Genomic DNA, 14,155 nt, shown 5'->3' on the forward strand with positions numbered 1-14,155 from the left:
AATGGTGGCGCGTTCTTCAACGCTGAGTTCGGAATAAGACATAGGGGCAGCACCGTACCGGAAAGGTCAGGTGTTGCACTCAGTTTTTGCCGCCGCCGGGATATAAAATTAGTACAATATATAAAAGGATCATGCGGCGACTCCAAAAAAACCAGAGTATTAAAAAGCGAAATACAGCGCATAGTTGGCGAAACAATCTCAAAGTGGACTTTCTTACATAGCGGACTAACCGAAGCAATAACTAACGTATCTCATCACGCCTACCCAAACAACTCCACATATAAAAACAATGAAAAGAACTGGTATCTGACAGGTTCATACAACAAACAAAGCCATCAACTAAAAATTACATTTTACGACCAAGGCATAGGAATTCCAAAGTCACTACCAACTTCTGAAATATGGGAAAAAGTACTGAACTTGCTCACCAGCCTTAACGTTGGGAAAGGTAAACTTGATGCTGAGCTTCTAAGCGCTGCAATGAAAATTGATCGAACAAGTACAGGCGACACTGATAGAGGAAAAGGTTTACAAGATCTGCTAGAGTTCATAAAACAGCGCCAAGAAGGCTATTTAACAGTGATAAGCAGACGCGGGCTATACCGCTTACTCATAAAAGACGGCGCCGAACAAACTAAAAAACATAGCTTCAACAACCCTCTAAAGGGAACTTTAATCATATGGAACGTGTCTCTTAAACCTCAGACCTTTGAAAACGAATGACATGGCTATCTTAAATATTGGAAAAGACTTCTCTACCGATCCCGCAGGCCGCTTCTATTCAGACGGCGGAGATAGTAGCGGAGAAGAATTCAGAGAAGACCATTTGCTACCGGCACTTAAACAACTTACCCACAATGAAAAATTAGAAATAATAATCGATGACAGCGTTGAAGGTTACGGCTCATCCTTCTTAGTTGAAGGATTCGCCGGATTAGTAAAGTATGGATACATGACCGCGGAAGACCTACTAGGGAGATTACAAATAACCCACACAAATCCCGAGTTTGAATTTTATAAAAACAAAATACTACAGTACATAAATGAAGCAAAATATAACTCTAAAAAATATACCCCCACAACAAAACCAAAATAAAAATGGAAAAGATATTAGAGGTAATAGCCGGCGGCTTCGCAGGCGCACTAGCAGCCTATTTATTTAACCTATTGCATTGGAATCAAACAGAAAAAAGAAGAAAAACAGAAATAATCTGTTCAAACATCCTATCTATAACAGACAAAATTGAAGACCAAGCAATTACATACTGGCTATCTGTAGACAACTCAAGATCTCCAGAAAACAAAAAGATAGAAATATCTATTAAGTCTCTATTCAGAACACAAGCCAAGCTTATACAGCAAACATCAAACAACCCCAACATTGACACACAAAGAAAAGAAAAAATAAAAACAACTCACGACATGCTATTTGAGATAGCTACTGGTGACTACTTCGAATCTAGAGCAAAAGAAGCCAGCCCCAGTAAATGTTATAAAATCTCACAGCTTTCTGCAGAAATGAGAATAGCGTTGACGGAGCAAATCTCTCTATAAGTATAGGGTAATAGGGGGCAGACCCGATTTATCGGAAACCTTACTTACCCTTTTCGCCCTTACGGCGAGTTACTTTCTCTTTGCGCGCGCAAAGAGAAAGTAACCAAAGAGAAAGCGCGCCCGACATCCGGGTTTCGCTTCGCGAAACTCCCCTCACTCCGATGCTGTTCCGAGGGTCGGCGTGACGGGCCGTCCATGGCCCGGCACGCCTCGTTTGGCATCCATGCCAAACGCCCCTCTCCACAGCACCTCCACTCGGCCTCCTGACGGGATTCGGGGACCGCGTTGTTTGGGCGATTTGTGGACGGCAGAGCGAAAGGCAAAAGCAGAGCAACAGCAGAAGCATCGCGGGCAAGCCCGCTCCTACGGATTGCGGCCGATTCGCAGGATGGGGCGGGCCGCGTAGGTGGAGCGCAGCGATACCCATCAAAAAGCTGTGATTCTGCTTTTGGTCATCAAACCGCAGTCTCACAGACGACGCCAAACGCCCCTTTCAGGAGGCCGAGCGGAATCGTTGCGTAAGGGGTTGAGCGGCATGGATGCCGCGAGAGCCGCGATGGGCCAAGGATGGCCCTTCGCGGCCGGCCCCTGGAGCAATGATGGAGCGAGGGAACCCGACGAAGTCGGGCCGGATGCAAGGGGCAAGACCTTTTGGTTACTTTTGGCGGGGCCGGCCATCCGGGCAACTGCCAAAAGTGAGCCGCCGTAAGGGCGGAACCGGTAGCCCAAACAACACATAAGCGGCGTAAGCAAAGCCCCCAACAAAAAGCAGCAAAGCTCGCGGCTAAAGCCCCTCCCACGAATTCGATAAAAATTCACTGGATGTAGCAAGTAGCCCGGACAAACGCCTCAACGGTGGATGAATAAAACCCCATCCACCCTACGACTCTGGGTGTTTGAAATGCTTACCCCTTCTTCACGCAAGCAAACAACGCATTCCCCGACGCCCCATCCCACGGGATGAGCTTTTGATAATCATGCTCCAGCACATGCACATCAAAATAAGGCTGCAACAGCGCCTGTAACTGCACAAAGCTCACCGCGACCATAGGGTGTTCGTCATGCCAGCGCTGGGTTTCAGCAGCGGTGGTTTTTTCAATACTGAGTTGCAGCGCTTGCCGCTCGCCCTCGCCGGGGTAATGCCAGCCGGAGCTAAAGGTGAACAGGCCGTCGTCGTGTTGGACGCTATGGCTGACAAACAAACGGTTGTCGATTTGGCCTTTATCCACGGCGTTAAAGCAGAACAGGCCATTGGCATCGAGCGCCGCATGCACGCGGGCGATGCAGGCTTTCAGCCGCTCGACGGTGCCGCTGTAATGCAGGGAATAGAGAAAGCAGGTGATCAGGTCTTGCGGCTCAGCCAGCGTAAAACCACACATGTCTTGCAGGGAAAACTGGGCTTCAGGGCAGCGAATGGCGGCCTTATCCAACATCGGCTGGTTAAGGTCGAGGCCACGGCTGGTGTAGCCGGCATCGAGAAAATGGCGCACATGCGGCCCGGTGCCACAGGCCAGGTCAAGGTGGCGCGTGCCGGCGTTACCGAACAATTGCTGCAACCTGTGGATGCAGTGGCTTTGCGCCCGGTAGTCGATGTCGGCACACATCAGGTCGTAATACTCAGACAGGTCGGTGTAGAGGGCATTAGCGGGCATAGTGACCTGATGATGAACGATGGCGTTTTAGGGGCGCGCATCATAGCCCAAGCGTGGCCGCCCTCGTTCAGATCGCACCGACTTACGCCACAGCAGGCTCAAACCCACTGGCGTTACAATGCCCCCCACGCCATCACGCACGCCCGGAGCCAGACTGACGATGTTCACCCTTGTACACCTGGACACCCCGCCACCGGAGTCGCTGAAAAGCCAGATTCTGCAGATGGTGGTGGACTACCTCAGCGACATCAGCCCGGTATCGCTGACGCCCAGCAACCCGCTCTATCAGTTGTACCAGTACGTGATTGGCTACGAGATGCACCTGTACTTGCAGGCCATGGACAGCGCCCTGCACTCCCGCGCGCGGTTGATCCTGGCGCTGGATGATCAAGACCCTTCGCAAGTGCTGGGCTTTGCCCTGTACCTGCCGACCGAGGATGACTCAGCGGCCTGTAGCCTGGCGTATATCGCCGTGCAGGCCCGGCAACGCCGCCACGGCATCGCCCGCGCCATGCTGCAACAGATGATCAGCCGCCACCCGCATGCCGAGTTGGCCTGTGTGGCGGGCAAGGTCGCGATCTTCGAGGCCATGGGCTTTCAGGTTGTCGCGGCGCGCGGCCCGCAAGTGCTGATGAATACCCGCAGTTACCGCTCCGACGGCATGCTCGCCGTGCAGGACCTAGCACCGATTTTCCAGTCCCAAGAGGTGCGGCAGATCCACGCTTACCTGGTCAAGCAGCACGGCAAAAAGGCCATGAGCGAAGCGGAGAAACAGCGCGACCGCCAACTCGACCAGATGACCCAGCAGGCGCAGACGCTGGTGCGTGAGCGCCTCACCGTGCATTGACCGTTAGATGGGCACCGGGCACACCGCATCAGCCGCCCTTAACGCCCTATAGCGAGCCCGGCGCAGAGTGCAATGTTGCCGGCCCGTGCTGCGCGGGATCGTGGTCACGCGTTGCAGGAGCGGTTTTAGTCACGCGAAGTTGGGTGTATTGAACCGCTGCAAGATCCGCAGCCGCCCCTTTAAACCAGCATGTTTTATCCCGCCGTTCGCCCGATGTTCCGTGCAACACCGGCCGGTGCAGTTACAATGGCAGCCCTTTTTTCCCCGATGACTGTTTTTATGACCGAACCCATTCGCCTGTCCAAACGCCTGATCGAAGTGATTGGCTGCTCACGCCGCGAGGCGGAGCTGTATATCGAGGGTGGCTGGGTCACAGTGGACGGCGTAGTGGTTGAAGAGCCGCAAAGCAAAGTCGCCGAGCAACGCGTCGAGTTGCTGCCCGGTGCGGTACTGACACCCGCAGAACCGGTGACGCTGCTGTTAAACGTGCCCAGCGGGCATAACGCTGAGCGCACGGCCGAGGGCATCAGCCTGGCCTCGCATTGGGCCGACGACAGCTCGGGCATACGCCCGTTGAAAGGCCATTTCAACCGCCTGATCACCTGCGCCCCGCTGCAAGCCGGTGCTGATGGTCTGCATGTGCTGACCCAGGACTGGCGCATCGAACGCAAGCTCAAAGAAGACCTGAGCAAGCTGGAGCAGGAATATGTCGTGGAAGTGGTCGGCAGCCTCAGCGCCAGCCAGCTCAAACGCCTGTGCCACGGCCTGAGCTTTAACGGCGTTGAATTGCCACCGTGCAAGGTAAGCTGGCAGAACGAAACCCGCTTGCGCGTGGCCTTGAAAAACCCGCAGCCGGGGCAGATTGTCTTTATGTGCAACAGCGTTGATTTAAAAGTGCTGGGCATGAAGCGCATCCGCATTGGCGGTGTACCGATGGCCAAGGTACTGCCCGGCCAGTGGCGTTATCTGGCCGCGAAAGAACGCTTTTAATCGCTTTTTTGAGCTTTACTCAGCGGCCGCCATTGGGCTGCCGCCTACTTCAGGACTTATGCATGCTTAACAACGACGTACTGCGCAGCCTGCGCTACACCCTCAACATCAGCGATGCACAACTGGTCAAAATCATTCAGCTCAGCGGCCGCGCAAGCAGCGAGGCGGAACTGGCCCCCATGCTGAAAAAAGAAGACGAGGAAGGCTTTGCCCCGTGCCCCGATGAGTTGATGGCGCACTTTCTCGACGGCCTGGTGTTCTTCAAGCGCGGCAAAGATGACAGCCGCCCGGCTCAGGCGTTGGAGCTGCCGGTGAGCAATAACACCGTGCTGAAAAAGCTGCGCGTGGCTTTTGAGCTGAAAGAAGACGACATGCACACCATCATGAACAGCGTCGATTGCCCGGTTTCCAAACCGGAAATGAGCGCACTGTTCCGCAAAGCGGGCCATAGCAACTACCGCGTATGTGGCGATCAGTTTTTGCGTAATTTCCTCAAGGGTCTAACCCTGCGCGTACGCGGTTAACCCGCCATCGCTCTCAGCCTGCCACCCGGCAGGCTGACGCTGCTGCACACCTCCCCACTGATAAACGCCAGGCACGCGCCTCGCATGACGGCGTATTTGCGCGGGCAATAGTGCCTGTGGCCGCGCAGGCGCAGCGTTAGGGTGATGGCTTTATCCAATTGAGGATCTGCCATGCACCCCTATTTCAGCCTGCAAGGCCGCACGGCGCTGGTTACCGGCGGCACCCGTGGTATCGGCAAGATGATCGCCAAGGCCTTTGTCGAAGCCGGTGCCACGGTGTATGTGTGCGCCCGCGACGCGCAAGCCTGCGCGCAAACGGCAACGGAACTGTCCGCCTTTGGCCGCTGTTACGGCCTGCCAGCCAACCTGGCAACCGAAGAAGGTGTGCAGGTGCTGGCCGAGCAGTTGGCTGGGCAGATCGATAGCCTCGACATTCTGGTCAACAATGCCGGCACCACCTGGGGTGCACCGCTGGAAAGCTACCCGGCCAAGGGCTGGGAGAAAGTCATGCAGCTCAACGTGACCTCGGTATTCAGCTGCATCCAGCAATTACTGCCTCTGCTGCGCAAAGCTGGCAGCGCCGCCAGCCCGGCGCGGGTGATCAACATTGGCTCGGTGGCGGGCATGACCTCCCATGGCGAGAATGCCTACGCCTATGGCCCAAGCAAGGCCGCGCTGCATCAACTGTCGCGCATACTGGCGCGCGAACTGGTGAGCCAGCACATCAACGTCAACGTGATCGCGCCAGGGCGTTTCCCCAGCAAGATGACCCAGCACATCGTCAACGATGACGCCGCCATGGCCGAAGACACCGCGCTGATCCCCATGCGCCGCTGGGGCCGTGAAGAGGAAATGGCCGCCCTGGCTATCAGCCTGGCGAGCACCGCCGGGGCCTACATGACCGGCGCGATTATTCCCATCGACGGTGGCTTCCACCTGTAACGGCTCAGGTACCATGGCGGCAGTTTTCTCAGTGATGCTGCCGCCATGTCCTACCGTGTTGAGCCTATCGGTTTTGTCCGTTCCTGCTTCAAGGAGAAATTCGCCATTCCCCGCCAACCCCAGCTGGCCCCGGCCGCGCGCGGGGTGCTGGAGCTTGTCGCACCGTTCAATACCGGCGAGGCCGTGCAGGGCCTGGAGCAGGTCAGCCATGTGTGGCTGCTGTTTCTCTTTCATCAAGCGCTGGAAGACAAACCACGCCTCAAGGTGCGCCCACCGCGCTTGGGCGGCAATCAGTCGGTGGGCGTGTTCAGCACCCGCGCCACACACCGGCCCAATGGCATTGGCCAATCGGTGGTCAAGCTGGAGCGCGTGTCAGCGGAGCGTTTGTGGTTGTCCGGCATTGATCTGCTCGACGGCACTCCAGTGCTGGATATCAAACCCTATGTGCCCTATGCCGACAGCATCAGCGAGGCGCATAACGGCATTGCCGACAGCGCCCCGACCTTGATCGACGTCAGCTGGGACACCCGCGCCCTCGACCAAGCCCACGGCCATGCGCAGCGCCTGCAAGAGCCGTTGGTTGAGCTGATAGAACAATGCTTGGCGCAAGACCCACGCCCGGCCTATCAACAACCTACGCCAGAACGCCGCTACGGCGCGCGCTTATGGGATGTAGACGTGCACTGGCATTACCCGCAGCCGGGGCACATCTGCGTGCTGGACGTCGTGCTGGCAAGCTGAGCCCGGCTGCGTGAATGCGCTTGCAGCCGCGTATTGATGTGCTGATTAGTTTTTTGTCATAAGGTCGTTATCAACACGCCTGCACCGCCACCACTTATCAGGCCATAGGATTGTATGAAAACTGCAACCTACACACCCAACGCCAACTTGCTGGACCAGCTGCTCGACGCCATCTGCGTGGTCGACCGTACAGGGCGCTTTGTGTTTGTCAGCGCCGCGTGTGAACAGATCTTCGGCTACCGGCCTGACGAGATGCTGGGCCAGGTGATGATCGACATGGTGCACCCCGATGACCGCGCCAGAACCCTGGATGCCGCCGAACGCATCATGGCGGGCACACATCAACCGCGCTTTGAAAACCGCTACCTGCGCAAGGACGGCCAGGTGGTGCACATTCTTTGGTCGGCGCGCTGGTCGGCGGATGACAATGTGCGCGTGGCCGTGGCCCACGACATCACCGAACGCAAGCGCAACGAAACCCTGAAAACCGTGCTGTATGGCATCTCTGAGGCGGCGCAGTGCGCCAAGGACTTACCCGGCCTGTTTGCCCAAGTGCAGCAAATTGTCGTGGAGATGCTGCCGACCATTGAGTTCTACCTCGCCCTGATTGATGAGCGCAGCGCCTCCTTGCACTTCCCCTACCCGCCTGCCGACACCGCCGCCACCGCCAAACGCTGGCCGAGCGAGGTGGTGCCCCTGTGCCAAGAAGTGATCGACCGTGCTGCCACCGTGCTCAGGCCAGCACACAGCGATGCCAGTGCAGCAGAACAGACCGCTTCTTGGTTGGGACTGGCGCTTAGATCCGACAAGGGCATCATCGGCGCGCTGCTGGCTCACAACACCGCGCCCAGCCGCCACAGCCAGCAGGATATCGAACTGCTGCAGTTCGTCTGCACCCAGGTGGCGACAGCCATCGAACGCCAGCAGATGCTTAGCCGCCTGCATTTTATGGCGCAGTACGACGCACTCACTCTATTGCCCAACCGCGCCCTGCTGCATGATCGCTTGCACACCGCACTGGCCAGGGCGCGCCGCGAGCAATCCTGGCTGGCGCTGCTGTTTATCGACCTGGACAAGTTCAAACAGGTCAACGACACCTTTGGTCATGCGGCAGGCGACCAGTTGCTGCAAGCCGTGGCTCAGCGTATTCAACGCTGCGTGCGCGAGGCCGATACGGTGGCGCGTTTTGCCGGGGATGAGTTTGTGGTGCTGCTGGAGGACTTTCAGCAGGCGGAGCACGCCGCCGCCATTGCAGAAAAAATTCGCCGCGCCCTGAATCAGCCCTTTGTGCTGTGCGGCCAAGCCCAGCGTGTCTCACCCAGCATCGGCATCGCCCTATACCCCGAGCATACGAGCGATGAGCAACAGTTGTTGCAACTTGCCGACAAGGCCATGTACCAAGCCAAGCAAGGCGGCGGCAATAGCGTTTGTCACACGGCACAGGCGGACTAACGCATGGCTGCCGGCAACAGGCGAGCAAATCTGATCGCACACAACAAAAATGCCGCGCAGCGGATCAGGCTGCGCGGCATTGGCGGACGAAAGCGGCGGGCTTACTTCTCGACGAAGGCGCGCTCGATCAGGTAGTCACCCGGCTCACGCATACGCTGGGAGACTTTCAGGCCGAACTCATTGAGCACTTCGCTGGTTTCGTCGAGCATGCTCGGGCTGCCGCAAATCATCGCGCGGTCGTCCTGCGGGTTGATCGGCGGCAGGCCGATGTCCTGGAACAGTTTGCCGCTGCGCATCAGGTCGGTCAGGCGACCCTGATTTTCAAACGGCTCGCGGGTCACAGTCGGGTAGTAGATCAGCTTGTTTTTCAAGGCATCGCCGAAGAATTCATTTTGCGGCAAATGCTCGGTGATGAAGTCGCGGTAGGCCACTTCGTTCACGTAGCGCACGCCGTGTACCAGAATCACCTTCTCGAAACGCTCATAGGTTTCCGGGTCTTGGATTACGCTCATAAAAGGCGCAAGACCAGTGCCGGTGCTGAGCAGGTAGAGGTGCTTGCCGGGGTTGAGGTCATCAAGCACCAGGGTGCCGGTGGGCTTTTTGCTGATGATGATCTCGTCGCCTTCCTTGAGGTGCTGCAACTGCGAGGTCAGCGGGCCATCCGGCACCTTGATGCTGAAGAACTCCAAGTGCTCTTCCCAGTTGGGGCTGGCAATCGAATAGGCGCGCATCAACGGGCGGCCGCTGTCCTGTTGCAGGCCGATCATCACAAACTGACCGTTCTCAAAACGCAGACCCGGATCGCGGGTGCACTTAAAGCTGAACAGCGTGTCGTTCCAATGATGAACACTGAGGATGCGTTCGGAATTGAAGTTGCTCATAGGCTCGTAAGCTCCGCGAAAATAAGGTCAGGCGTGCACCAGGGTGCCAATGGCGGGCATTGTAATGAGCCACCTGATATCTGTTAAATTGATTATCAAGATATGGGTAATCGGTTATGCAGATATGAAATTCACACTCAGGCAACTTCAGGTGTTTGTCGCCGTAGCGCAGCAGGAAAGCGTGTCGCGCGCCGCAGACTTTCTCGCCCTCTCGCAATCCGCCACCAGCACGTCACTGAGCGAGCTGGAACGGCAATCCGACTGTCAGTTGTTTGATCGCGCGGGCAAACGGTTGAGCCTCAATGCACTCGGCCTGCAATTGTTGCCCCAGGCAGTTGCCCTGCTCGATCAGGCCAAGGAGATTGGTCAATTGCTGGAGGGCAAGAGCGGCTTTGGCTCGCTGAACGTGGGCGCAACCCTGACCGTCGGCAATTACCTGGCGACCTTGCTGATCGGCAGCTTTATGCAGCGCCACCCGGAATGCCGGGTGAAGTTGCAGGTGCACAACACCGCCTATGTGGTGCAACAGATCGCCCATTACGAACTGGACATGGGCATGATCGAAGGCGACTGCCAACACCCGGACATTGAGGTGCAGCCGTGGGTTAAAGACGAACTGGTGGTGTTTTGCGCCCCGCAGCACCCCTTGGCGCAGCGGGGCGAGGCCAGCCTGGAAGAGCTCACGCGCGAGGCGTGGATTTTGCGCGAGCAAGGCTCCGGCACGCGCCTGACCTTCGACCAGGCCATGCGCCATCACCCCGGCAGCCTGAATGTGCGCCTTGAGCTGGAACACACTGAGGCGATCAAGCGCGCCGTGGAATCGGGCCTAGGCATTGGCTGTATCTCGCGTTTGGCGCTGCGCGATGCCTTTCGCCGTGGCAGCTTAGTGGCCCTGGAGACGCCCGAGCTGGATCTGCGTCGGCAGTTCTATTTCATCTGGCACAAACAGAAATACCAGACCGCCGCCATGCGCGAATTTATCGAGCTGTGCCGCGCCCTGACCGCCAACGTAACGCGCAGTGATCAGATCGTATTGCCGACTATCGCCTGATCAGCGCCAGTTAACCGAGCAGGATAATCGCCCACACCAGCGCGATCAGGCTCAGGGCCATAAACTGCGCGGCGCTGCCCATGTCTTTGGCGGTTTTCGACAATGGGTGCAGCTCCAGGGAGATACGGTCGATGGCGGCTTCCACCGCCGAGTTGAGCAACTCGACAATCAGCGCCAGCACGCAGACGGCCACCATCAGCGCACGCTCAACGCGACTCACATCCAGAAAGAAGGCAACAGGCACCAGCACCAGGTTGATCAGCAGCAGCTGACGGAAAGCAGCTTCGCCGACAAAGGCGGCGCGCAGGCCAGCCAGGGAATAGCCGGCGGCATTGAGGATGCGTTTAAGGCCGGTTTGGCCTTTGAATGGCGACATGAGGGTTCCGCATTAGCAAAAGGTCGGCAGGCTACGTGAAGGCTGCCCGAAAAGCACGAGGATCACTCCGCAGGGATCGACTCCAGTTGCTGCAGCAACAATGCCGCCTGCGTACGGGTGCGCACACCGAGCTTGCGGAAGATAGCCGTGACGTGTGCTTTGACCGTGGCCTCGGACACGCTCAGTTCGTAGGCAATCTGCTTGTTCAGCAAACCGTCACAGACCATGGTCAGTACGCGAAACTGCTGCGGTGTCAGGCTGGCCAAACCGGCACTGGCAGCTTTGGCCTCAGCGGACAGGGCAATCGCTTCCTGGCTCTGCTGCGGCCACCAGACCTCACCATCGAGCACAAGGCGCACGGCCTGTTGGATGGTTTCCAGCGCGCTGGATTTGGGAATAAAACCGCTGGCACCAAACTCGCGTGCACGGGCCATGATGGCAGCGTCTTCTTGCGCAGAGATCATCACCACAGGGATGTGTGGGTATTGCCCGCGTAGCAGCACTAGGCCAGAGAAGCCATAAGCACCGGGCATATTGAGATCCAGCAGAACCAAATCCCAGTCGGTCTTCTGCGCCAGGCACCCTTCCAACTCGGCAATACTGGCGGCTTCTGACAGCCGTACATCCGGCCCCAAACCCAAGGTCAGTGCCTGTTGCAAGGCGCTGCGAAACAGCGGGTGATCGTCAGCAATGAGGATTTCAAAAACGGCCATGGTGAATCCTGTTTTTGTTATGTGGATACCCTCGTGGGGTATTGTCCAGGGCACGAAAAGCCACACGCGCAGCGCCTCATCAAACAACGCGGCCAGACTGTCGGTGTGAAAAAAACGCCCCAGCATGCCGAGCGACGACGGGGTGGTCAAGCGCGATGCTTTGCGGCACAGTTCGCCGCTTTGCCCTTGAGCCTGAATGATGAGAAGCCACGCCCTTCGCGCCGACCTGCTGATGATAATAACCGCCATGATCTGGGGCTCGGCTTTTGTCGCACAGCGCTTGGGCATGGACTCCATCGGCCCCTTTCTTTATAGCGGATTACGCTTCGGTCTGGCGGCGCTGATTTTATTGCCGGTGCTGCGCTGGCTGGAGACGCGCAGCAGTAACAGCACTCGCGCACCGCTGGAGCCGCTGAATCGCCAACTACTGCGCGGCGGTGTGTTGATGGGCTTGGCACTGGCCTTAGGGATCAACCTGCAACAAGTCGGGCTGCTGTTTACCAGCGTGACCAACTCCGGCTTTATCACCGGTTTGTACGTGATCATCGTGCCGCTGCTGGGGCTGTTTATTGGCCACAAAACCGGCCTAGGCATTTGGCTGGGTGCTTCGCTGGCCGTAGTAGGCATGTTCCTGCTCAGCGTGGGTGACGGCTTTGTGGTGGCCTCAGGGGACTGGCTGCAACTGGCCGGGGCGTTTGTCTGGGGTGTGCATGTGCTGCTGGTGGGTTTCTTTGCCGGGCGGCACGACCCACTGCGCCTGGCCCTAGTGCAGTTCATCACCTGCGCTGTGATCAGCTTGCTGCTGGCGCTGATTTTCGAGGAGATCCAGTGGCAGTCGATCATCGCTGCCGGGCCGGCGATTCTGTATGGCGGCGTCTTCGGCGTGGCCATCGGCTTCACCCTGCAAGTGGTGGCGCAAAAGGATGCCATCGCCTCGCACGCCGCCATCATCCTCTCGCTGGAGGCCGTGTTCGCCGCCATCGCCGGTGCCTTATTGCTGGGCGAAACGCTGGAGCTGCGCGGCTACTTCGGCTGCGCGCTGATGTTCGCTGGCATGCTGCTGGCGCAGCTGTGGCCTAAGAAGCACACCCATTGAGCGCTACAGAAATGCGCGCAAACGCTCATGCAACGCGTCATCCAAGGCCACCGCACGCGGTGCTTTGGATGTCAGGTAATGCTGGCTGAATACGTCCAAATAGGCATTCAGGCCATCGGCCGCACGCTGATCGCCAGCCAACTCCAGGCACAGCGCCGCCACTTCGGCGGTGCAGAAGTGATCATCGCGCTTGGAGCGACGCAGCTTGTAGCGTGACAGTTGTTCGGCCTGCAGGCTAAGCACCGGCAAACTATCGAGATAGGGGCTTTTGCGAAACATCTTGCGCGCCTCGCTCCAGGTGGCATCCAGCAGCACGAACAACGGCCGCTTACCGGGCGCAGGCTGCACCTCGCTAACCACCCGCTCAGCCGCCACGTACTCACCGGGAAACACCAAGTAAGGCTGCCACTGCGGGTCGTTAAGCAGCACTGGCAGCGCCGGATCAACCGCCACCCGTGACCAGCCAAAGGCCGAGGTGTCGGCCAGCACATCGGCAATCAGCCAGCCGGTATTGCTCGGCTTGAGCGCCTCCACATCGTGCATCAGCAGGCACACCGCCGATTGCGCAGCAATTCGGGGACGCCAGGCACACAGGCAATGCGTCGCTGCCAAGCGACAATCCGGGCAACGCACTGAACGGCTGCCACGGGCAAGAAAGGGTTTGGCACTGCGGGCAATGCGCTCGGCGCGCAGGCGTGCAACGGCGTGGGTCATCAGGCTTGCACCTGCGTAAAAATATGGCTCGACATGGCGCACCCGGAATTAAGAGCGCGGCAGTCTAACAAAGCGCGGCGCGGGTTATTCATTTGCTCGCCTCACCGCCCCGCAGAGCGCGACTGCCTGATGACGGGTAAGATAGCCGCCATTGAACCTCGACCAGGCATTGCCGGTCACAGACGCACACCCATTGTGGAGACGCCCATGCTGCGTTTTATCAGCCTGACCCTGGCCTTGAGCCTGCCCCTGGCGACCCAGGCCGCCACCCTGAAAGACTATGAATTGAATAAGCTGCTGGAGAAGGTCGCGCGTGAAAGCAGCGTTGGCACGCCACGGGCGATCAACGCTGACATCCTCGATCAAGGCTACACCGTGGAAGGTCGCGAACTGGTCAACCACCTCAGCGTGCGCAGCGAACACGCGGCGCAAATGCGCGGCAACCCGGACACCGTTCGGCAGCAATTGGCCAACAGCGTGTGCCGCAACCCAGGCTTTCGTCAGCTACTGAGCAATGGCGCGGGCCTGCGCTATGAGTTCAGCGAATACCGCAGCAACCGCCCGGTCACCACGGAACGCTTCAGCAAGGCCGATTGCGGCCTGTAAGGGCATGGCAAAAGGC

At 57.9% G+C, this 14,155-nt stretch carries 17 protein-coding genes; 12 read left to right on the top strand and 5 right to left on the bottom strand.

Going from position 1 to position 14,155, the window contains the following annotated elements; translation table 11 throughout:
• The 3 genes from AUK77_RS08150 to AUK77_RS08160 form a co-directional block, all read left to right on the top strand.
• On the top strand, positions 1-723 hold a 723-nt coding region (locus tag AUK77_RS08150; RefSeq protein WP_296128082.1), incomplete at its 5' end, for a hypothetical protein.
• A gap of 1 nt (position 724) precedes the next feature.
• Positions 725-1,096: a DUF4325 domain-containing protein gene (locus AUK77_RS08155; RefSeq protein WP_296128083.1), complete on the top strand. Its 372-nt coding sequence runs from the start codon at positions 725-727 to the stop codon at positions 1,094-1,096.
• 2 nt (positions 1,097-1,098) lie between these two features.
• Positions 1,099-1,554, top strand: a complete 456-nt coding sequence (locus AUK77_RS08160) for a hypothetical protein (protein WP_296128086.1) — start codon at positions 1,099-1,101, stop codon at positions 1,552-1,554.
• 905 nt (positions 1,555-2,459) lie between these two features.
• Here AUK77_RS08160 and AUK77_RS08165 read toward each other — a convergent pair.
• The gene (locus AUK77_RS08165; RefSeq protein WP_296128089.1) at positions 2,460-3,206 is read right to left on the bottom strand and encodes a class I SAM-dependent methyltransferase; all 747 of its coding nucleotides are present in this window, start codon (positions 3,204-3,206) and stop codon (positions 2,460-2,462) included.
• Positions 3,207-3,366: 160 nt separating this feature from the next.
• Between AUK77_RS08165 and AUK77_RS08170 the strand changes: the two genes are divergently transcribed.
• The 6 genes from AUK77_RS08170 (at position 3,367) to AUK77_RS08195 (ending at position 8,702) form a co-directional block, all read left to right on the top strand.
• The gene (locus tag AUK77_RS08170; protein ID WP_296128092.1) at positions 3,367-4,053 is read left to right on the top strand and encodes a GNAT family N-acetyltransferase; all 687 of its coding nucleotides are present in this window, start codon (positions 3,367-3,369) and stop codon (positions 4,051-4,053) included.
• A gap of 279 nt (positions 4,054-4,332) precedes the next feature.
• The gene (locus AUK77_RS08175; protein WP_296128094.1) at positions 4,333-5,043 is read left to right on the top strand and encodes an rRNA pseudouridine synthase; all 711 of its coding nucleotides are present in this window, start codon (positions 4,333-4,335) and stop codon (positions 5,041-5,043) included.
• Positions 5,044-5,105: 62 nt separating this feature from the next.
• The gene (locus AUK77_RS08180) at positions 5,106-5,567 is read left to right on the top strand and encodes a DUF1456 family protein (protein WP_296128097.1); all 462 of its coding nucleotides are present in this window, start codon (positions 5,106-5,108) and stop codon (positions 5,565-5,567) included.
• 171 nt (positions 5,568-5,738) lie between these two features.
• Complete coding sequence (locus tag AUK77_RS08185; RefSeq protein ID WP_296128100.1) at positions 5,739-6,509, top strand: SDR family oxidoreductase; 771 nt, start codon at positions 5,739-5,741, stop codon at positions 6,507-6,509.
• Between the two features lie 45 nt (positions 6,510-6,554).
• On the top strand, positions 6,555-7,250 hold the full coding sequence (gene tsaA, locus AUK77_RS08190) for a tRNA (N6-threonylcarbamoyladenosine(37)-N6)-methyltransferase TrmO (RefSeq protein ID WP_296128102.1): 696 nt from the start codon (positions 6,555-6,557) through the stop codon (positions 7,248-7,250).
• 114 nt (positions 7,251-7,364) lie between these two features.
• Positions 7,365-8,702, top strand: coding sequence for a GGDEF domain-containing protein (locus tag AUK77_RS08195; protein WP_296128106.1), 1,338 nt, complete (start codon positions 7,365-7,367; stop codon positions 8,700-8,702).
• Between the two features lie 101 nt (positions 8,703-8,803).
• On the opposite strand, the gene fpr is transcribed toward AUK77_RS08195, so the two are convergent.
• Entirely contained in the window at positions 8,804-9,583 is a 780-nt protein-coding gene (gene fpr, locus AUK77_RS08200; RefSeq protein WP_296128109.1) for a ferredoxin-NADP reductase, read from the bottom strand.
• 124 nt (positions 9,584-9,707) lie between these two features.
• On the opposite strand from fpr, the gene AUK77_RS08205 reads away from it, so the two are divergent.
• Entirely contained in the window at positions 9,708-10,634 is a 927-nt protein-coding gene (locus tag AUK77_RS08205; protein WP_296128111.1) for a LysR family transcriptional regulator, read from the top strand.
• Between the two features lie 10 nt (positions 10,635-10,644).
• Here the strand turns inward: AUK77_RS08205 and AUK77_RS08210 are convergent, their stop codons facing one another.
• Both AUK77_RS08210 and erdR read right to left on the bottom strand, forming a co-directional pair.
• Complete coding sequence (locus AUK77_RS08210; RefSeq protein ID WP_296128113.1) at positions 10,645-11,010, bottom strand: diacylglycerol kinase; 366 nt, start codon at positions 11,008-11,010, stop codon at positions 10,645-10,647.
• Between the two features lie 62 nt (positions 11,011-11,072).
• Positions 11,073-11,723, bottom strand: a complete 651-nt coding sequence (erdR, locus tag AUK77_RS08215) for a response regulator transcription factor ErdR (protein ID WP_296128115.1) — start codon at positions 11,721-11,723, stop codon at positions 11,073-11,075.
• Positions 11,724-11,922: 199 nt separating this feature from the next.
• Between erdR and AUK77_RS08220 the strand changes: the two genes are divergently transcribed.
• A complete protein-coding gene (locus AUK77_RS08220; RefSeq protein ID WP_296128298.1) occupies positions 11,923-12,819 on the top strand; it encodes a DMT family transporter in 897 nt (298 codons plus the stop codon).
• Positions 12,820-12,822: 3 nt separating this feature from the next.
• On the opposite strand, the gene AUK77_RS08225 is transcribed toward AUK77_RS08220, so the two are convergent.
• Positions 12,823-13,533, bottom strand: a complete 711-nt coding sequence (locus AUK77_RS08225; RefSeq protein ID WP_296128117.1) for a tRNA-uridine aminocarboxypropyltransferase — start codon at positions 13,531-13,533, stop codon at positions 12,823-12,825.
• A 207-nt stretch (positions 13,534-13,740) separates the two neighbouring features.
• Between AUK77_RS08225 and AUK77_RS08230 the strand changes: the two genes are divergently transcribed.
• Complete coding sequence (locus AUK77_RS08230; RefSeq protein ID WP_296128120.1) at positions 13,741-14,139, top strand: quorum-sensing-regulated virulence factor family protein; 399 nt, start codon at positions 13,741-13,743, stop codon at positions 14,137-14,139.
• Positions 14,140-14,155: the final 16 nt, after the last annotated feature.

This window comes from Pseudomonas sp. Ga0074129 (genome assembly GCA_001465025.1).
GTDB lineage: Bacteria > Pseudomonadota > Gammaproteobacteria > Pseudomonadales > Pseudomonadaceae > Aquipseudomonas.

Bases quoted from the DNA above. Each gene is read 5' to 3' on its own strand.
- erdR (WP_296128115.1), bottom strand. From the start codon at position 11,723: ATGGCCGTTTTTGAAATCCTCATTGCTGACGATCACCCGCTGTTTCGC.
- AUK77_RS08160 (WP_296128086.1), top strand. From the start codon at position 1,099: ATGGAAAAGATATTAGAGGTAATAGCCGGCGGCTTCGCAGGCGCACTA.
- AUK77_RS08185 (WP_296128100.1), top strand. From the start codon at position 5,739: ATGCACCCCTATTTCAGCCTGCAAGGCCGCACGGCGCTGGTTACCGGC.
- AUK77_RS08155 (WP_296128083.1), top strand. From the start codon at position 725: ATGGCTATCTTAAATATTGGAAAAGACTTCTCTACCGATCCCGCAGGC.
- fpr (WP_296128109.1), bottom strand. From the start codon at position 9,583: ATGAGCAACTTCAATTCCGAACGCATCCTCAGTGTTCATCATTGGAAC.
- AUK77_RS08170 (WP_296128092.1), top strand. From the start codon at position 3,367: ATGTTCACCCTTGTACACCTGGACACCCCGCCACCGGAGTCGCTGAAA.
- AUK77_RS08205 (WP_296128111.1), top strand. From the start codon at position 9,708: ATGAAATTCACACTCAGGCAACTTCAGGTGTTTGTCGCCGTAGCGCAG.
- AUK77_RS08225 (WP_296128117.1), bottom strand. From the start codon at position 13,533: ATGACCCACGCCGTTGCACGCCTGCGCGCCGAGCGCATTGCCCGCAGT.
- AUK77_RS08195 (WP_296128106.1), top strand. From the start codon at position 7,365: ATGAAAACTGCAACCTACACACCCAACGCCAACTTGCTGGACCAGCTG.
- AUK77_RS08210 (WP_296128113.1), bottom strand. From the start codon at position 11,010: ATGTCGCCATTCAAAGGCCAAACCGGCCTTAAACGCATCCTCAATGCC.
- tsaA (WP_296128102.1), top strand. From the start codon at position 6,555: ATGTCCTACCGTGTTGAGCCTATCGGTTTTGTCCGTTCCTGCTTCAAG.
- AUK77_RS08180 (WP_296128097.1), top strand. From the start codon at position 5,106: ATGCTTAACAACGACGTACTGCGCAGCCTGCGCTACACCCTCAACATC.
- AUK77_RS08230 (WP_296128120.1), top strand. From the start codon at position 13,741: ATGCTGCGTTTTATCAGCCTGACCCTGGCCTTGAGCCTGCCCCTGGCG.
- AUK77_RS08175 (WP_296128094.1), top strand. From the start codon at position 4,333: ATGACCGAACCCATTCGCCTGTCCAAACGCCTGATCGAAGTGATTGGC.
- AUK77_RS08165 (WP_296128089.1), bottom strand. From the start codon at position 3,206: ATGCCCGCTAATGCCCTCTACACCGACCTGTCTGAGTATTACGACCTG.
- AUK77_RS08220 (WP_296128298.1), top strand. From the start codon at position 11,923: ATGAGAAGCCACGCCCTTCGCGCCGACCTGCTGATGATAATAACCGCC.